Below are 17,537 nucleotides of genomic sequence, written 5' to 3'. Positions count from 1 at the left end.
CGGGACCGCACCGCTTCCTTCCTTCCGCCCCCAAGGGAATTCGCACATGCAGAGCACCGGCAAGACCGGCAACCTGGTCTTCAAGTCCGTGTCCACCGCCGCGGCGGTGATCATCCTCGCGACGCTCGCCGCCGTCGCCGCCTTCCTCATCCTCGAGGCCTGGCCCGCGCTCTCGGACGCCTCCGCGACCTTCAAGGTCCAGGGCGCCGCGAAGCCGGTCTCGATCTGGGCGTTCACCCTCCCGCAGATCTTCGGCACCGTCCTCGCCGCCGCGATCGCCATGGTGATCGCCGTCCCGGTGTCCGTCGGCATCGCCCTCTTCATCAGCCACTACGCGCCGCGCAAGCTCGCGCAGGTCCTCGGCTACCTCGTCGACCTCCTCGCCGCGATCCCCTCGGTCGTCTACGGCCTCTGGGGCGCGATGTGGCTGATCCCCCTCCTCAAGCCGATCTGGCTGTGGCTCGGGAAGTACATGGGCTGGTTCCCGCTCTTCGGCGGCGCCGCCTCTCCGACCGGGCGCGTCATCGCCTCGGCGTCGCTCATCCTCGCGGTGATGATCCTCCCCATCACCACCTCGGTGTCCCGCGAGGTCTTCCTCCAGACCCCGGGCCTCCATGAGGAGGCGGCCCTCGCCCTCGGCGCCACGCGCTGGGAGATGGTCCGCATGGCCGTCCTCCCCTTCGGCCGCTCGGGCGTCGTCTCTGCCTCGATGCTCGGACTCGGGCGCGCGCTCGGCGAGACCATGGCGGTCGTCATGGTCCTCTCCGTCGGCTCCTCCTACTCGTTCCACATCCTCGAGGCGGGCAAGCACTCGACGATCGCCGCGAACATCGCCCTCCAGTTCCCCGAGGCGACCGGCATCAACCGGTCCGCGCTCATCGCGACCGGCCTCGCCCTCTTCGCCATCACCCTCGTCGTCAACTCGATCGCCCGCTGGATCGTGTCGCGCAGGGCCGAGTTCTCAGGAGCCAACTGATGACCACCCCCTCCGCGCGCCAGACCCCCTCCCGCGACCTCTTCGCCTCCGCCGACCCCGGCTGGGACCGCATCCGCGCCCTCAAGGACAAGATCGCCTGGATCGGAGTCTCCTTCGCGTTCCTCCTCGCGATGATCCCCCTCATCTCCCTCATCTGGACGGTCATCGCGAAGGGCTACCTCCGCCTCACGCCCGCCTTCCTCACGACCGACATGGTCGGAGTCTTCGGCGGCCTCGTGAAGGGCGGCATTGCCCACGCGATCGTCGGCACCCTCCTCATCACGGGCCTCGCGACCCTCATCTCCGCCCCGATCGGCGTCTTCACCGCGATCTACCTCGTCGAGTACGGACAGGGAGGGAGGCTCGCGAAGGCGACGACGTTCTTCGTCGACGTCATGACCGGCATCCCCTCGATCGTCGCCGGCCTCTTCTCCGCGGCCCTCTTCACGATCGCCGTCGGATCGGGCTACCGGGCGGGGATCATGGGCGCGATCGCCCTGTCCGTCCTCATGGTCCCGACCGTGGTCCGCTCCTCGGAGGAGATGCTTCGCCTCGTCCCCAACGAACTGCGCGAGGCCTCCTACGCCCTCGGCGTCCCGAAGTGGAAGACGATCGTCAAGGTTGTCCTGCGGACCTCCGCCGCGGGCCTCACGACCCCGATCATGCTCGCGATCGCCCGCGTCATCGGCGAGACCGCCCCCCTCTTCATCACGGTCGGCTTCATCGAGAAGATGAACGCCAACGCCCTCAACGGGCGCATGACGACCCTCCCGGTCTACGTCTACCGCCAGTACTCCCAGGGCGCGGCCACGTGCCGCGCCAGCGCGACGAACTGCGTGACGACGATCAACGAGGAACGGGCCTGGGCGGCCGCCCTCGTCCTCATCCTCCTCGTCATGATCCTCAACGTCATCGCCCGCGTCATCGCCAAGGCGTTCGCCCCCAAGGGCCGCTGACCCCGCCCCCTCGACTCAAGGACCCGATCCCCATGACCAACCTCCTCGACATCCGCCACGAGAAGATCTACTACGGCGACTTCCTCGCCGTCGACGACGTCAACGTCCAGATCCCCGCCCAGTCGATCACCGCCCTCATCGGCCCGTCCGGCTGCGGGAAGTCGACCTTCCTCCGCACCCTCAACCGCATGCACGAGGCGATCGCCGGCGCCCGCGTCGAGGGCGAGGTCCTCCTCGAGGGGCAGGACATCCACGCGAAGGACGTCGACCCCGTCCAGGTCCGCCGCCGCGTCGGCATGGTCTTCCAGCGCCCGAACCCCTTCCCGACGATGTCGATCGCCGAGAACGTCCTCGCGGGCGTCGCACTCAACTCCCGGAAGCTCAAGAAGGCCGACGCCGACGAGCTCGTCGAGGAGTCGCTGCGCGGCGCGAACCTGTGGAACGAGGTGAAGGACCGTCTCGAGAAGCCCGGATCGTCCCTCTCCGGCGGCCAGCAGCAGCGCCTCTGCATCGCCGCGCGATCGCCGTGCGCCCCGAGGTCCTTCTCATGGACGAGCCCTGCTCGGCGCTCGACCCGATCTCCACGATCGCGATCGAGGACCTCATGAACGAGCTCAAGGACGAGTACACGATCGTCATCGTCACCCACAACATGCAGCAGGCCGCGCGCGTCTCCCAGAAGACGGGGTTCTTCAACCTCGAGGCGACCGGCAAGCCCGGAAGGCTCGTCGAGTTCGACGACACGGAGAAGATCTTCTCCCACCCGGCCGAGAAGGCGACGGAGGACTACATCTCCGGCCGCTTCGGCTGACACCCCAGACGTCCCGGGGGGGCGGGACGAAGGAGGGGGCCGGCCCGCCATCGCGGGTCCGGCCCCCCCTCTTGCGCCCGCGCGCCCGGGCCTAGAGCTTCGAGTCCTTCACCGAGGCGGTGAGCTCCTGGGCGTCCATCGCGTGGACGAGGCAGACGATCGTCCGGTCGCCCTCCGACCACGACTGCTCCGTCGGCGTCAGCCACGTGACGTCGAGGCCGGAGGACACGTACGGGGTCCCGACGTAGCCCTCGAAGGAGTCGACGCACCCGGTTTCCGCCTGCTGGGAGAGCGCATCGGCGCCGGGGTAGGAGGCCTTCGCGTCCTTCGGATCCGTCGTCACGAGGGCGGAGACCTCCGCCTCGTGCGAGTCGGTACACTTCGCGCGCTCGATCGTCGCCGCCGAGGACTCCGAGGGGAGCTGCAGGCAGTCGCCGACCTTCAAGTCGAGGACTGAGGTGCTCGTGCAGCCCGCCAGGGCGAGGGGGACGAGGACGAGGGCGGCCGCGCCGAGGACGCGGGCGCCTGGGCGCCGCGGGGACCGAACGGGTTGGCTCATGCGAGGGAGACGAGGAAGTTGACGACCCAGAAGACGAGGGCCGCGACGCCCGCCGCCGCGGGGAGCGTGAGGAACCAGCCGCCGACGATGTTGCCGGCGACGCCCCAGCGGACCGCGGAGAATCGCTTCGTCGCGCCGACGCCGAGGATCGCCGAGGTGATCGTGTGCGTCGTCGAGATCGGCGCGTGGAGGACGAACGCCGAGAGGTAGAGGACGACCGCGGAGACCGACTCGGCGACGAAGCCGCGGGCGGGATCGAGGTCGATGATCTTGCGGCCGAGCGTCCGCATGATCCGCCAGCCGCCCGAGTAGGTGCCGAGCGAGATTGCGGACGCGGCGGCGAGCTTCACCCACAGGGGGATCGTCATGTCGCCGGTCGCGGCGTCGAAGACGTGGTGGGTCTCGCCGTAGCCGCCCGCGACGAGCGCCATGACGATGACGCCCATCGTCTTCTGCGCGTCCTGGAGTCCGTGGCCGAGGGCCATGGCCGCCGCCGAGATCGTCTGGAGGATCCGGAATCTGCGCATCGTCCGGTGATAGGGGAGGTTTTCGAGGACCATCATGAGGAGCCTCATGATGACGTAGCCGAGGACGAAGCCGACGACCGGGGACGCGAACATCGGGATGATGACGTGGTCGAGGATCCCCGTCCACTTCACCGCCGTCGCCGAGGCGAGGCCCGCGCCGACGAGTCCGCCGATGAGGGCGTGCGAGGACGAGGACGGGAGCCCGAACCACCACGTGATGAGGTTCCAGCACACGGCGCCGACGAGGGCGGAGAGCACGATGACGAGCCCCTCGCGCTGCATCGAGACGTCGGTGGAACTCGTGTAGTGGGAGATGTCGATGATCCCCTTGCCGATGGTCTTCGCGACCTCGGTGCCGAGGAGGGCGCCGACGATGTTCATCACGGCGGCCATGAGGAGGGCGACCCTCGGCGTGAGGGCGCGCGTCGACACGGAGGTCGCGATGGCGTTCGCCGCGTCGTGGAAGCCGTTCGTGAAGTCGAAGCCGAGGGCGATGACGATGACGAGGCTGACGAGGATCAGATTGAGATCCACGGTCTCAGGACTCCTTCACCGCGATCGTCTCGATGGCGTTGGCGAGGTCCTCGAACGCGTCGGAGGCCTTCTCCAGCACCTCGACGAGATCCTTGAGCTTGATGATCGTGATCGGGTCGAGGCCCGATTCGAAGAGGGCGGTGAGTGCGCGGCGGTACGTGAGGTCGCCCTCGTTCTCGAGGCGGTTGATCTCGACCCAGTAGTCGCGCAGGTCGAGCGGGGACTTGAGACCCGGGATCGACTGGTTCGTCTGGTCGGAGCAGCGCGCGAGGATGTCGACCTGCTCGGCGAGGAGCGACGCGGTCGGCTCCGGGACGACGCCGATCCCGTACATGACGAAGAGGTCCCCGGCCTCGTCGATGAGGTCCATGCAGTCGTCGAGGTTCGACGCGAGCAGACCGAGGTCCTCGCGGTCGAAGGGGGTGACGAAGGTCTGGTTGATGAGGCGGGCGATGCGGTGGTTGATCTCGTCGCTCGCGTGCTCGACCTCGTGGAGCTGGTCGCGGATCGCGATGCGCTCCTGCGGCGAGGCGCCGAGGATCGAGGCGAGGAGAGTCGTGCCGGAGACGAGGTTCGCGGCCTGCTGAGAGAACAGTTCGAAGAAGGACGGGCCTTCAGCGGCCTTGCGGAATCCCACGGTTTTTCCTCCTGGATGATGAGGTGCGCGGACTGGGCGCGTCTACAGAGTAGGGCACACCCGACACCTATTCGTCACCCTACGGCCACCGGATCGCCACCACCGCCCCCCGTGTGAACTGTTGCACAGATGGTCACGGGACCATTCGCCCGCGCGATGCGTCACATGATCGGGGATGATGGATCACGTAGATCAGGGGCGTGACCTCGTCCCGAAATACCGAGTGCCTCAGGAGGCAAAATGTCCGTGACTGAACAGGACGTGCGCGCTGCCGCTCCGTCCAACGCTCCCGAAGACGTCCTCGCGTGGGTCGCCGAGATCGCGGCGCTGACGACTCCGGACGCCATCGAATTCTCCGATGGCTCGCAGGAGGAATGGGACCGCCTCACCTCCCTCATGGTCGAGAGCGGCATGTTCACCAAGCTCAACGAGGAGAAGCGCCCGAACTGCTTCCTCGCCCGCTCGCTCCCCTCCGACGTCGCGCGCGTCGAGTCCCGCACCTTCATCTGCTCTGAGAAGGAGGAGGACGCCGGCCCGACGAACCACTGGGCCGATCCCGCCGAGATGAAGGCGACCCTCAAGGAGAAGTTCACCGGCGCCATGGCCGGCCGCACGATGTACGTCATCCCCTTCTCCATGGGCCCGCTGGGCGGCCCGATCTCGCAGCTCGGCATCGAGATCACCGACTCGCCCTACGTCGTCTGCAACATGCGCATCATGACCCGCATGGGCTCCAAGGCGATGGACCTCATCGCCGAGGGCAAGCCGTGGGTTCCCGCCGTCCACTCCGTCGGCGCCCCGCTCGCCGAGGGCCAGGCCGACACCGCGTGGCCGTGCAACGAGGAGAAGTACATCACCCACTTCCCGGAGACCAACGAGATCTGGTCCTTCGGCTCGGGCTACGGCGGCAACGCCCTCCTCGGCAAGAAGTGCTTCGCGCTCCGCATCGCCTCGACGATGGCCCGCCGCGACGGCTGGATGGCCGAGCACATGCTCATCCTCCGCCTCACCCGCGAGGAGACCGGCCAGCAGTTCCACGTCACCGCCGCCTTCCCGTCGGCCTGCGGCAAGACCAACCTCGCCATGCTCCAGCCCACGATCCCCGGCTACAAGGTCGAGACCGTCGGCGACGACATCGCGTGGATGCGCCCGGGCCCGGACGGCCGCCTGTACGCGATCAACCCGGAGGCCGGCTTCTTCGGCGTCGCCCCCGGCACCGCGTACACGACGAACCCGATGGCCATGGAGACCATGAAGTCCAACTCCATCTTCACGAACGTCGCCCTCACGGACGACGGCGACGTGTGGTGGGAGGGCATCGACGGCGAGGTCCCGGCTCACCTCATCGACTGGCACGGCAACGACTGGACCCCCGAGTCCGGTGAGAAGGCCGCCCACCCGAACAGCCGCTTCACCGTTCCGGCCTCGCAGTGCCCGATCATCTGCCCCGATTGGGAGGCCCCCCAGGGCGTCCCGGTCGACGCGATCCTCTTCGGCGGCCGCCGCGCCACCAACGTGCCGCTCGTCGCCGAGCAGTACGAGCCCGCCCACGGCGTGTTCATCGGCGCCTCCGTCGCCTCCGAGGTCACCGCGGCCGCGACCGACGTCAAGGCCGGTTCGCTCCGCCACGATCCCTTCGCCATGCTGCCCTTCTGCGGCTACAACATGGCCGACTACTGGGGCCACTGGCTCGAGATGCAGGCCGAGCTCGGCGACAAGTTCCCGAAGGTCTACCAGGTCAACTGGTTCCGCAAGGACGAGAACGGCAAGTTCATGTGGCCGGGCTACGGCGACAACTCGCGCGTCCTCGACTGGATCGTCCGCCGCGCCGCGGGCGAGGTCGAGGCGATCGACGGCGTCACCGGCCGCTACCCGAAGTTCGAGGACTTCAACCTCGACGGCCTCGACATCGACGAGACCGTGTGGGGCAAGCTCTTCGCGATCGATCCCGAGGCCTGGGCCGCGGAGATGGACGACACCGAGGAGTACTTCTCCAAGTTCGGCGACAAGCTCCCCGCCGCGATCACCGAGCAGCTCGCGAAGTTCCGCGAGCGCATCGCCGCCGCCCGCGCCTGATTCCAGGCGCCCAGGCGCATCGCTCAACCGGAGGCCGGACCCCGAGGGGTCCGGCCTCCGGCCGTTGTCGGGCGCCCGCTCCGGTGCCGCCCGGAGCCGATGCTCGGTTTCGCCCCCGGCCGCCGGACCGCGACCGCGGAGGCGCCCCGACGAGGAGAAGCCGCCCGACGGCCGGAAACGCCCGGAGTCGCCGATAGGATGGCGGGGAACCGTCGTCCCGTCAGGAGAACCGCATGGCCGCCTACCTCACCGACGCCGAGCTCACGAGGGCCTCGGCGCTCCTCGCCCGCGTCAAGGGGATCCTCGATTCGAAGATCGTCGGACAGGAGGCCCTCAAGCGGGCCCTCCTCGCCTCCCTCCTCGCGAAGGGGCACGTCCTCATCGAGTCGGTGCCGGGCCTTGCGAAGACGACCGCCGCCCGGACCCTCGCCTCGGCGGTCTCCGGTTCGTTCCGTCGCATCCAGTGCACCCCGGACCTCATGCCGAACGACATCGTCGGCATGGAGATCTGGAACCAGGCGACCGGCGAGATGACGACCCAGCTCGGCCCGGTCCACGCGAACTTCGTCCTCCTCGACGAGATCAACCGCTCCTCGGCGAAGACCCAGTCCGCGATGCTCGAGGCGATGGCGGAGTCGCAGACGACGATCGGCGGCGTCGACCACCCCCTGCCGCGGCCCTTCATGGTGATGGCGACGCAGAACCCGATCGAGGAGGAGGGCACCTACGTCCTTCCCGAGGCGCAGATGGACCGCTTCCTCCTCAAGGAGACGATCACCTACCCGCGCCCCCACGACGAGCTCGAGATCCTCGATCGGATCGATTCGGGGCGGATGGACGCCCCCCTCGAGGGCGAGCCGATCTCCCTCGACGAGCTCTTCGAGCTCCAGGGGCTCGCCTCGCGCGTCTTCGTCCACGAAACCCTCAAGGCGTACATCGTCGATCTCATCAACACGACGAGGGGCGCCGGCCCCCAGCCCCTCCCGGGCTGGTCCTCGCACGTCCGCATCGGCGCCTCCCCGCGCGGCGGCATCGCGCTCATGCGGGTCTCCCAGGCGGTCGCCCTCCTCGAGGGCCGCCACTACGTCGTCCCCGAGGACATCAAGGCCCTCCGTCACGCGGTCCTGCGCCACAGGATCCTGCGGACCTTCGACGCCCTCGCCGACGACGTCTCCGTCGAGGGCCTCGTCGACGCCGTCTTCTCCGCGGTCCCGGTGCCCTGATCGTGCCCGTCCGTCCGCGCGAGCTCGGCGCCCTCTCCGCGAAGGCGCGACTGCCCGTCATGAGGAGGCTGCTCTCCGTCATGGAGGGGCAGCACTCCGGCGTGCGTGCGGGCCGCGGGTGGGAGTTCCTCGACCTCGCCGAGTACCGGCCCGGCGACGACGTCCACGACATCGACTGGGCGGCGACCGCGAAGACGGGCGACCCGATCGTCCGGCGCTTCGAGTCGACCGCGAACCTCGGGATCGTCCTCGTCGTCGACACCGGCCGCTCGATGGGCGCCCTCGCGCCGAGCGGGGAGACGAAGGCGGAGGTCGCCCTCGCCGCGTGCGAGGCGATCGCCTGGCTCGGGGTCGCCCGCGGCGACCGCGTGGGGGCGGTCGCCGGGGACGCCGAGCGGCTCACGACCTCGCCGGCGCGGACGGGGAAGGCGCATGCGGAGACGCTCCTGCGGCGGATCCGCCAGGAGATCTCCCTCGATTCGCCGCGCTCCGATGTGGCGCGCCTCCTCGACCGGGCGCTCGTCGCGACGCGTCGGCGCTCGCTCCTCGTCCTCGTCACCGACTCGGCCCAGCCCGAGCCGGGTTCGCGGTCCGAGCGACTCCTCAAGCGCCTCCTCGCGCAGCATCGGGCGATCGTCGTCGCCGTCGACGACATGGCGCCGACCGATCTGCCCCCGGGCACGCGCGTCGTCGACGTCGACGAGGGGCCGCTGCCCGACTTCCTCCTCACCGACGCGCGCCTCGCCGACCAGGCGAGGGCCGTCGCCGAAGGACGGCGCGCCCGCGTCGCCGCGCTCCTCGACCGTCCGGGACTCATCCCGGTGCGCGTCGCCTCGTCCGCAGAGGTCCCCCGGGCCCTCCTCGCCGCGCTCGAGAGGGGGAGCCGTGTCCGGTGATCTCACGGGCGAACTCGCCGACCCCGTCCTCTACCCGCACTGGATGTGGATCGTCGGCGCGGTTCTCCTCATCGTCGTCGCCTCGTGGATCGCGGCGTCCCTGTGGCGCTGGCGGACGTCCGACGCCGACGCCCCCGAGGGCCTGCGGACGATGAACGAGGAGTTGCGAGGCCGCTACCGCTCCCACCTCGACGCGATCGGCGCGCGCCGCGCGTCTGGCGAGTGGGGGGATCGGGAGGCCCACCTCGCGATCGCGGCGCTCATGCGCTCCCTCGGCACCGAGCGGACCGGCCGCGACCTCGAGTCGGCGACCGCCGCGGAGGCGGCGCGCCTCGCCCCCATGTGGCCCGAACTCGCGGCCCTCCTCGCGGCCTGCGAGGCTCCGTCCTTCGACCCTCAGGCCCCCGCCGATCGTCAGGCGCCGGTTGGTTCTCGGGCGCCCTCCTCCGACCGGGCGCCCGGTCCCTCCTCCACGGATCGGCTCCTCGCCGCCGCGAAGGAGCTGATCGACGCATGAGATTCCCGCTCCTCATCGCTCTCGTCGTCGGCGCCTGCGCCCTCGCCCTCGTCCTCGGATGGAGGGCCGGGGGACGGACCGCGCCCGGCAGCCGCGGATGGGTCGCGAACACCGGCTACCTCAAGGATCTCCCGCAGTTCCGCGCCCTCGTGCGCCGCACCCGCAGGGTCCTCCTCGCCGCGCTCGCGCTCCTCGGACTCGCGGTCGGCGCGACCGCGGTGAGCGCCGGCGCCCCCGTCGATCGGACGATCGCCAACGAGCGGACCGCGTCGCGCGACATCGTCCTCTGCCTCGACGCCTCCGGCTCGATGATCCCCTACGACGGGCGGATCGCCGACGCCTTCTCCCGCATCGTCGAGCACTTCTCCGGCGAGCGCATCAGCCTCCAGCTGTGGAACAACCGGACCGACGTGAAGTTCCCCCTCACCGACGACTACGCCCTCGCGACGCGCATGCTCGACGAGACCGCCTCGGTGATGAGCCGCGGCTACCTCGGTGAGGACTCCGACGGCGTCTACGTCACCCAGGAGCTCCTCGATTACACGGCGGGCACCGTCGACGAGTCGGACGCCTCGTCCTCCCTCGTCGGCGACGGCCTCGCCGCCTGCGTCCTCGGCTTCGACCACGCGGACTCCGAGCGCTCGCGGCTCGTCCTCTACGCGACCGACAACGAGGTGAACGGCCCGCAGATCTACACCCTCGCCCAGGCGATCGACTTCGCGACCTCCCGGGACGTCGCGGTGACGGCCCTCTACCCCGGGGACTCGCAGCTCCTCACCGCCGAGGGCTCCGAGCTCCGCCGGCTCGTCGAAGGGGCGGGCGGCGACTTCTACGACGCCTCCGACCCTGCGAGCGTCGACGGGATCATCGAGAAGATCGAGTCGCTCCAGCGCGTCGAGCTCGCGAAGGACGCGCGCGTCCTCGAGACCGACACCCCGAAGGGCGCGCTCGGATGGGCCGTCGTCGGAGTCCTCGGCCTGCTCGGCCTCCTCGCGATCGGGAGGCTCTGACGTGTTCCTCCGCCCGATCCTCCCCGTCTTCGGCATCGTGCTCGTCCTCCTCGTCGGGCTCGGCCTCGTCGCGCTCGGACTGCGGCGGCGCACCCGGTCGGCGCGCCTCGACGCCGCCCGTCGCGCGCTCCTCGTCGTCGTCCTCGCCCTCATGTGCGCCGGCCCCTCGATCCCCGGGGAGGCCACCGAGGTCCGCACCGCCGCTCAGGCGTGGATCGTCGTCGACCGCACGGGGTCGATGGCCGCGGAGGATTACGAGGGAGGGGCCCCGCGCATCGACGGGGTGAAGAAGGACATCGCCGCGATCCTCGACGAGATGCCCGGCGCCCGCGCGACGATCCTCGTGTGGGACTCCGACCTGCGGACCGTCCTGCCGCTGACGACGGATCGGGGCGCCGTCGACTCCTTCCTCGAGACCTTCGCCCAGGAGCTCTCCGCCTCCTCGGCGGGCTCGAGCCCGAACCGCCCGGCAGCCGGTCTGGCCGAGGCGCTCGCCGCATCGAAGGAGGCCGATCCGCAGGAGGTGCGCGCGCTGTTCGTCCTCACCGACGGGGAGACCTCGAACGAGGGCGCGTGGAGCCCCTACGAGATCGACGATCCGAGCGCCTGGAACCGGGTGGGGACCCTCGTCGACGGGGGAGCGATCATCGGCTACGGGACGGCCGAGGGCGGGCGCATGCGCGTGCGGCGCCTCAACGACGCCCAGTCGGGCGCCCCCGAGGAGTACATCCCCGACGGCTACGGCCCCGACGCGCCCGACGCGATCAGTCGGATCGACGAGGACGCGCTCAGGGGGATCGCCTCGCGCACGGGACTCGAGTACGTCCACTCGCCGGCGGACTCGCGGATCCGCTCCATCGCGGCGTCGATCGACGATTCGGCGGAGCGCGTCGTCGAGGCGCGCGAGGCCGTCGCCGCCGCCCGCTACGTCCTCTGGCCCTTCGCCCTCGTCCTCGGCGCCCTGCTCGCCTGGGAGTCGGCGGTCCTCGCCGGCAGGGCCCGCGCCCTCAGGAGGTCCCGTGCGATCTGACCGCCGCAACGACTCGAGGTTCGAGGACGTCGTCCTCCCCTTCGGCGCGCCCTCGGGCGAGCCGAGATCGCGCGGGCCCCGGCGGCGCTCGACGAAGCCCCTCAAGCGCCTCGCCTACTCCTCGCCGATCCTCGCGCTCCTCGTCGCGGTCGCGGTCGTCCTCATCGGGCTGCCCGTGTGGTCGGCGCACGCCCTCGGCCGCTGGGACGCGGGCGAGAGGGCCGTCGCGGAATCCGAGTACTCGACGCAGGCCGATTGGACGGCCCGGGGGCCCGAGACCTGGGTCGCCCGGTTCAACTTCGGCACCGCGCTGCTCGCCCGCGGCGCGCTCGACGAGGGCGTCGCCCGGCTCCGCGAGGCGCTCGAGACCGTGCCGAGGGCGCTCGACATCGGCGACGGGCGCATCGAGACCTACTCGTACGAGTGCCGCGTGCGGATCAACCTCGCCCTCGGCCTCGAGATGCAGGGGGACGAGGCCGGGGCCGCGGGCGATTGGACGGGGGCCGCCGACCTCTACGACGAATCGGCCGCAACCGTCTCGACGTGCCTGCCGCCCTCGCAGTCGCAGTCGGGGAACCCTCAGCAGTCGGGCTCCGACGAGTCGCAGTCCTCCTCCGACTCCCAGTCCTCCGGATCCGGCTCGGGGTCCGGACGGGGCTCTCAGGGATCCTCCGACCAGGGGCAGCAGGCGGGGGAGAACGCGAATCGCGCCGAGCAGAAGGCCGACGAGGCGCGCCGCAGGGCGGCCGGTTCCGACTCGTCCGGGTCGCAGGAACAGGGCGGTTCCTCGCCCGACGGGGCGGGGAACGACGATTCGGGGAGCGCCGGAGGGTCGGACTCCGCGGACGGCGCGCCCGGGGATTCGGGCGAGGGTGGCGACGCCTCCCCGAACACGGGGAGCTCCGAGGACCCGGGCACGCCCTACGAGGGCGAGAGCGCCGACGAGGCCCGGCGGCGCAACGAACTCGAGCAGCGCTTGCGCTCGGGCGGCTCCGGGGACGAGGGCGCGGCGCCGGGGACGCGATCCGGGGATTCGAACGGGGCGTGGTGAGTCCGGACGGGGCGACCGACGACCGCTTCGCGCGAAGGCTGGACACGGCCCGCGTCCTCGTGCGATAACCGAGGCATCGGGATCGGCCGCGAGGGCCGACGACCCCGGAGAGCGACCCGCGGGGGTCGGTGCGGGGAAGGGGCCGGTGCGGCGAAGGCGCCGCCGGGACGAATGAAGGAGTGCGCGATGGGACGCGTCATCGTCGTCGGTTCGATCAACCAGGACGTCACCGTGCAGGTCGATCGCCACCCGCTGCCGGGGGAGACCCTCCACGGGAGGGGCGTCTCCTACCGGCTCGGCGGAAAGGGCGCGAACCAGGCGGCGGCCGCCGCCCACGGCGGAGCCGAGACGCTCTTCGTCGGCGCCGTCGGCTCCGACGCCGCAGGGGAGGGGCTGCGCGCCGAACTCGGCTCCCACGGCGTCGATCTCTCCCTCCTGCGAACGGCGGACGCGACGAGCGGCGTCGCGTTCATCCAGGTCGCCGCGAGCGGGGAGAACACCATCATCCTCGACGCCGGGGCGAACGGGACCGTCCCCGCGGACGCCCTCGAGGCCGTCGAGGGCCTCGGCCGGGGCGACGTCGTCGTCCTCCAGGGCGAGATCCCCTTCGCCTCGAACGCCGCGACCGTCCGGCTCGCCCGCGCCTCCGGCGCCCGCGTCGTCCTCAACCTCGCGCCCGTCTACGAGATCGCGCCCGAGGTCCTCGCCGACGTCGACGTCCTCGTCGTCAACGAGTACGAGGCCGGGCTCGCGCTCGACCGGCCGGCGCCGACGAGCGTCGAGGAGGCCCTCGAGGCCGCCCGCGCCCTTCGCGAGAAAGGGGTCGGGTCGGTCGTCATCACCCTCGGCAAGGCGGGCGCCGTCCGCGTCGACGCCGAGTCCGAGGCTCACGTCCCCGCGATCGATCTCGGCCCGGTCGTCGATACGACGGGAGCCGGCGACGCCGCCGTCGGCGTCCTCGCCGCCGCCCTGGCGGCCGGTCTCCCCTTCGACGAGGCCGTCGAGGCCGGCATGAGGGCCGGATCGATCGCCGTCCTCTCGCCGGGGGCCGCGGCCTCGTACACGGGGATCGGGGCCGTCGTCCCGCGCTGACGGCAGTGCGCCGCCCCTGAATCGGCGCACCGCCCCGGCCTCGTCGGGGACTTCGGGCCCTGTTCGCGGCGCGACGACGACCGCGCGGGGCGCACGGATGAGCGGGAGGCGCCCGCGAACGTGGACGCGGTTTCGAGACGCGCGCCGGTACGGCTAGGCTGGCCGCGTGAAGGTCCTCCTCGTCGGGAACGGCGGGCGCGAGCACGCGCTCGCCCGCGCACTCCTCAGAACCTCCTCCCCGGCCGACCCGGTCGAGCTCGTCGTGCAGGCGGGCAATCCCGGACTCGAGCCCCTCGGGCACTCCCTCGTCCTCGATCCGACCGACCCCGAGTCGATCGCCCTGCGCGCGAAGGCGCAGAAGGTCGACCTCGTCGTCGTCGGCCCCGAGGCCCCCCTCGTCGCCGGAGTCGCCGACGCCGTCATCGCCGCGGGCATCCCCTGCTTCGGCCCGACGCGCGCCGCCGCCCGGCTCGAGGCGTCGAAGTCCTTCGCCAAGGAGGTCATGGCCCAGGCCGGCGTCGCCACCGCGCGCTCCTTCACCTGCCGGACGCTCGACGAGGTCGACGCCGCGCTCGACGAGCTCGGCGCCCCGCACGTCGTCAAGGACGACGCGCTCGCCGCCGGAAAGGGAGTCGTCGTCACCGAGGATCGCGCCGCCGCCCGCGCGCACGCCGAGGCCTGCCTCGCCCGCGAGAACGGCGCCGTCGTCATCGAGGACTACCTCGACGGCCCCGAGGTCTCCCTCTTCTGCGTCTCCGACGGCCAGACCGTCGTCCCGCTCGTACCCGCGCAGGACTTCAAGCGCGTCGGCAACGGGAACGCCGGGCCGAACACCGGCGGCATGGGCGCCTACTCGCCGCTCCCGCGGCTCGACGACGCGGTCGTCGACGAGGTCGTCCGCACCGTCGCCCAGCCGACCGTCGACGCGATGGCCGAACGCGGCACCCCCTTCGTCGGGCTCCTCTACTGCGGCCTCGCGATGACCTCGAAGGGCGTGCGCGTCGTCGAGTTCAACGTCCGCTTCGGCGACCCCGAGACCCAGGTCGTCCTCGAGCGCCTCGACTCGTCGCTCGCCGACCTCCTCTTCGCCGCCGCGACCGGGAACCTCGCGCGCGTTCCCGCGCCGACGTGGTCGAGCGATGCGGCCGTCACCGTCGTCATGGCCTCGGGCGGATACCCCGGGCCGACCGACACCGGGCACGAGATCACCGGCATCGAGCAGGCCGAGGAGATCGAGGGCGTCCACGTCATCCAGGCCGGAACCTCTTGGAGGATCACCGACGATCCGGCCGACGTCGCCGCCGGATGCTGCGGCTTCGAGCCGACGGAGATCCTCGTCAACGCCGGCGGACGCGTCCTCGACGTCGTCGGACGCGGCGAGGACGTCGCGCAGGCGCGGGAGCGGGCCTACCGGGGCGTCGACGAGATCTCCTTCTACGGGGAGCATCACCGAACGGACATCGCGACCTGGCCCGCAGAGCTGGACGCGAAGAACTGAACTGAAGAGGAGCCGGAGGACGCCATGACCGAACTCGCACTGCCCGGATGGGCGCACGTGTCCTCCGGAAAGGTCCGCGACATCTACGCGCCGGCCGACCAGGAGACGCCCGACCGGCTGCTCCTCGTCACCTCCGACCGGATCAGCGCCTACGACTACATCCTCCCGACGCCGATCCCCGGCAAGGGGAAGGTCCTCAACCAGCTCGCGATCTGGTGGATGGACCGGCTCTCCGACGTCGTGCCGAATCATCTGCTCTCGACCGCCCACGACCCCGCCGACCCGTACTCGGTGCCCGCCGAGGTCGAGGGCCGCGCCGTCGTCGCGAAGGCCCTCGACATGGTCCCCATCGAGTGCGTCGTCCGCGGCTACCTCACCGGCTCCGGCCTCGTCGAGTACGCGGCGAGCCGCACCGTCTGCGACATCCCCCTGCCCGAGGGCCTCGTGGAGGCCTCGCGCCTCGAGACCGCGATCTTCACGCCCGCCGCGAAGGCCGAGCTCGGCGACCACGACGAGAACATCTCCTTCGAGCGGGCCGCCGACATGGTCGGCGCCGAACTCGCCGCGACGCTCCGCGACACCTCGATCGCCCTCTACGAGCGCGCCCGCGAGATCGCCGCCGAGCGCGGCGTCATCATCGCCGACACGAAGTTCGAATTCGGGCTCGACCGGGAGACCGGCGCCCTCGTCCTCGGCGACGAGATCCTCACGCCCGACTCCTCGCGCTTCTGGCCCGCCGACCAGTGGGTCCCCGGGCGCGTCACCCCCAGCTTCGACAAGCAGTACGTCCGCGACTGGCTCACCTCGCCCGCCTCGGGCTGGGACCGGGGCTCCGGGGAGCAGCCGCCCGCCCTCCCCGCGGACGTCGTCGCCGCGACCGCCGACCGCTACGTCGAAGCCTTCCGCCGCCTCACCGGCGCGGAACCGCAGTTGTGAAGCACCACCACCGTCGGGGCGGATCCGCCCCGACCGACGAAGGAGGAACGCCGTGGGGCGAATCATCGTGGAAGTGATGCCGAAGCCGGAGATCCTGGATCCCCAGGGCAAGGCGGTCGGCTCGGCCCTGCCGAGGCTCGGGATCGCGAGCTTCGCCTCGGTCCGCCAGGGGAAGTGCTTCCACCTCACCGTCGACGGCCCGGTCACCGACGAGCTCCTCGCCGACGCCCGCAAGGCCGCCGAGGAGGTCCTCTCCAACCCGATCATCGAGGACGTCGTCCGCGTCGAGGCCCTCCCCGAGACGGAGACCGCGAAGTGACGCGCATCGGAGTCGTCACCTTCCCCGGCACCCTCGACGACCGGGACGCCGCCCGCGCGGTGCGCCTCGCCGGCGCCGAGCCCGTCGCCCTCTGGCACAAGGACGCCGACCTCCACGGCGTCGACGCCGTCGTCATCCCCGGCGGATTCTCCTACGGCGACTACCTTCGCTGCGGCGCCATCGCCGCCGTCGCCCCCGTGATGGGGGAGATCGTCGCCGCCGCGAACAGGGGACTCCCCGTCCTCGGCATCTGCAACGGCTTCCAGGTCCTCTGCGAGGCCCACCTCCTGCCCGGCGCGCTCATCCGCAACGATCACCAGAAGTTCTTCTGCCGCGACCAGCTCCTCCGCGTCGAGAACCCCTCGACCGCGTGGACCTCCTCCTTCGAGGCCGGCGAGCTCCTCACCGTCCCCCTGAAGAACGGCGAGGGCAACTTCCAGGCCTCCCCGGCCGAGCTCGAGAGGCTCGAGGGCGAGGGGCGCGTCGTCTTCCGCTACATCGACGTCAACCCCAACGGCTCGGCGAACGACATCGCCGGCGTCGCCAACGACGCGGGCAACGTCGTCGGCCTCATGCCCCACCCCGAGCACGCGGTCGAGTCCGGCTTCGGACCGCTCGGCGTCGACGAGGCCGGAGCCTTCGCCGGCCACGGCGGCACGCAGGGCCTGAAGATCTTCCAGTCCGTCCTGGCGAGCCTCGTCGGCTGACCCGGCACCGCCCCGCCCTCGTCCGGCGCGGGCGGGGGGGGGGCGGGGGCCGCCGCCCGGGCCCGCCGGGGGGGGGGGGCGGGCGGGGGGGGCCGCCGCGCCGCGTGGGGCGGGCGGGAGGTGGCGGCGGGGGCCCCCCGCCGCGCCCCCGCCGCACCCCCGGCGCGGCCGGGCCGTGTACA

The 17,537-nt window shown here is 71.4% G+C and carries 17 protein-coding genes and 1 pseudogene; 15 read left to right on the top strand and 3 right to left on the bottom strand.

Annotated elements, in window-relative coordinates:
• Positions 1-46: 46 nt before the first annotated feature.
• The 3 genes and pseudogenes from pstC to pstB all read left to right on the top strand — a co-directional run bounded on the left by pstC (position 47) and on the right by pstB (position 2,743).
• A complete protein-coding gene (gene pstC, locus DY157_RS07135; RefSeq protein ID WP_115727994.1) occupies positions 47-976 on the top strand; it encodes a phosphate ABC transporter permease subunit PstC in 930 nt (309 codons plus the stop codon).
• On the top strand, positions 976-1,932 hold the full coding sequence (gene pstA, locus DY157_RS07130; protein WP_115727993.1) for a phosphate ABC transporter permease PstA: 957 nt from the start codon (positions 976-978) through the stop codon (positions 1,930-1,932). The genes pstC and pstA overlap by 1 nt, the downstream gene beginning before the upstream one ends.
• A 32-nt stretch (positions 1,933-1,964) precedes the next feature.
• Positions 1,965-2,743, top strand: a pseudogene (gene pstB, locus DY157_RS07125) (phosphate ABC transporter ATP-binding protein PstB).
• 91 nt (positions 2,744-2,834) lie between these two features.
• Here the strand turns inward: pstB and DY157_RS07120 are convergent.
• The 3 genes from DY157_RS07120 to DY157_RS07110 are packed head-to-tail and all read right to left on the bottom strand — an operon-like array spanning position 2,835 to position 5,000.
• A complete protein-coding gene (locus tag DY157_RS07120) occupies positions 2,835-3,302 on the bottom strand; it encodes a septum formation family protein (protein WP_115727992.1) in 468 nt (155 codons plus the stop codon).
• Positions 3,299-4,363 carry an inorganic phosphate transporter gene (locus DY157_RS07115; protein ID WP_115727991.1) on the bottom strand — a complete coding sequence of 355 codons (1,065 nt, stop codon included), beginning with the start codon at positions 4,361-4,363 and terminating at the stop codon, positions 3,299-3,301. Before DY157_RS07115 ends, DY157_RS07120 begins: the two co-directional genes overlap by 4 nt.
• Before the next feature lie 4 nt (positions 4,364-4,367).
• The gene (locus DY157_RS07110) at positions 4,368-5,000 is read right to left on the bottom strand and encodes a DUF47 domain-containing protein (RefSeq protein WP_115727990.1); all 633 of its coding nucleotides are present in this window, start codon (positions 4,998-5,000) and stop codon (positions 4,368-4,370) included.
• 240 nt (positions 5,001-5,240) lie between these two features.
• On the opposite strand from DY157_RS07110, the gene DY157_RS07105 reads away from it, so the two are divergent.
• The 12 genes from DY157_RS07105 (at position 5,241) to purQ (ending at position 17,355) form a co-directional block, all read left to right on the top strand.
• Positions 5,241-7,076: a phosphoenolpyruvate carboxykinase (GTP) gene (locus DY157_RS07105; protein ID WP_115727989.1), complete on the top strand. Its 1,836-nt coding sequence runs from the start codon at positions 5,241-5,243 to the stop codon at positions 7,074-7,076.
• A 233-nt stretch (positions 7,077-7,309) separates the two neighbouring features.
• Positions 7,310-8,299: an AAA family ATPase gene (locus DY157_RS07100; protein ID WP_115727988.1), complete on the top strand. Its 990-nt coding sequence runs from the start codon at positions 7,310-7,312 to the stop codon at positions 8,297-8,299.
• A gap of 2 nt (positions 8,300-8,301) precedes the next feature.
• Entirely contained in the window at positions 8,302-9,195 is an 894-nt protein-coding gene (locus DY157_RS07095; RefSeq protein ID WP_115727987.1) for a DUF58 domain-containing protein, read from the top strand.
• Positions 9,185-9,712, top strand: coding sequence for a hypothetical protein (locus DY157_RS07090; protein WP_115727986.1), 528 nt, complete (start codon positions 9,185-9,187; stop codon positions 9,710-9,712). The genes DY157_RS07095 and DY157_RS07090 overlap by 11 nt, the downstream gene beginning before the upstream one ends.
• Positions 9,709-10,722 carry a vWA domain-containing protein gene (locus DY157_RS07085; RefSeq protein WP_115727985.1) on the top strand — a complete coding sequence of 338 codons (1,014 nt, stop codon included), beginning with the start codon at positions 9,709-9,711 and terminating at the stop codon, positions 10,720-10,722. The genes DY157_RS07090 and DY157_RS07085 overlap by 4 nt, the downstream gene beginning before the upstream one ends.
• Position 10,723: 1 nt before the next feature.
• A complete protein-coding gene (locus tag DY157_RS07080) occupies positions 10,724-11,752 on the top strand; it encodes a VWA domain-containing protein (protein WP_115727984.1) in 1,029 nt (342 codons plus the stop codon).
• A complete protein-coding gene (locus tag DY157_RS07075; RefSeq protein WP_115727983.1) occupies positions 11,742-12,803 on the top strand; it encodes a hypothetical protein in 1,062 nt (353 codons plus the stop codon). The genes DY157_RS07080 and DY157_RS07075 overlap by 11 nt, the downstream gene beginning before the upstream one ends.
• Before the next feature lie 186 nt (positions 12,804-12,989).
• Complete coding sequence (locus tag DY157_RS07070; protein ID WP_115727982.1) at positions 12,990-13,895, top strand: PfkB family carbohydrate kinase; 906 nt, start codon at positions 12,990-12,992, stop codon at positions 13,893-13,895.
• A 166-nt stretch (positions 13,896-14,061) separates the two neighbouring features.
• Complete coding sequence (gene purD / locus DY157_RS07065; protein ID WP_115727981.1) at positions 14,062-15,393, top strand: phosphoribosylamine--glycine ligase; 1,332 nt, start codon at positions 14,062-14,064, stop codon at positions 15,391-15,393.
• Between the two features lie 24 nt (positions 15,394-15,417).
• Positions 15,418-16,329: a phosphoribosylaminoimidazolesuccinocarboxamide synthase gene (locus DY157_RS07060; RefSeq protein WP_115727980.1), complete on the top strand. Its 912-nt coding sequence runs from the start codon at positions 15,418-15,420 to the stop codon at positions 16,327-16,329.
• Between the two features lie 52 nt (positions 16,330-16,381).
• A complete protein-coding gene (locus tag DY157_RS07055) occupies positions 16,382-16,648 on the top strand; it encodes a phosphoribosylformylglycinamidine synthase subunit PurS (protein ID WP_115727979.1) in 267 nt (88 codons plus the stop codon).
• Positions 16,645-17,355, top strand: coding sequence for a phosphoribosylformylglycinamidine synthase subunit PurQ (gene purQ, locus DY157_RS07050; RefSeq protein ID WP_115727978.1), 711 nt, complete (start codon positions 16,645-16,647; stop codon positions 17,353-17,355). The genes DY157_RS07055 and purQ overlap by 4 nt, the downstream gene beginning before the upstream one ends.
• Positions 17,356-17,537 lie beyond the last annotated feature (182 nt).

Source organism: Actinomyces culturomici (assembly GCF_900499005.1).
Taxonomy (GTDB): Bacteria; Actinomycetota; Actinomycetes; order Actinomycetales; family Actinomycetaceae; genus Pauljensenia; species Pauljensenia culturomici.
Note: the sequence above shows the minus strand (reverse complement) of the source record. Positions and strands in the feature narration are given on the sequence as shown.

Bases quoted from the DNA above. Each gene is read 5' to 3' on its own strand.
- DY157_RS07100 (WP_115727988.1), top strand. From the start codon at position 7,310: ATGGCCGCCTACCTCACCGACGCCGAGCTCACGAGGGCCTCGGCGCTC.
- DY157_RS07070 (WP_115727982.1), top strand. From the start codon at position 12,990: ATGGGACGCGTCATCGTCGTCGGTTCGATCAACCAGGACGTCACCGTG.
- DY157_RS07120 (WP_115727992.1), bottom strand. From the start codon at position 3,302: ATGAGCCAACCCGTTCGGTCCCCGCGGCGCCCAGGCGCCCGCGTCCTC.
- DY157_RS07085 (WP_115727985.1), top strand. From the start codon at position 9,709: ATGAGATTCCCGCTCCTCATCGCTCTCGTCGTCGGCGCCTGCGCCCTC.
- pstC (WP_115727994.1), top strand. From the start codon at position 47: ATGCAGAGCACCGGCAAGACCGGCAACCTGGTCTTCAAGTCCGTGTCC.
- DY157_RS07105 (WP_115727989.1), top strand. From the start codon at position 5,241: ATGTCCGTGACTGAACAGGACGTGCGCGCTGCCGCTCCGTCCAACGCT.
- pstA (WP_115727993.1), top strand. From the start codon at position 976: ATGACCACCCCCTCCGCGCGCCAGACCCCCTCCCGCGACCTCTTCGCC.
- DY157_RS07060 (WP_115727980.1), top strand. From the start codon at position 15,418: ATGACCGAACTCGCACTGCCCGGATGGGCGCACGTGTCCTCCGGAAAG.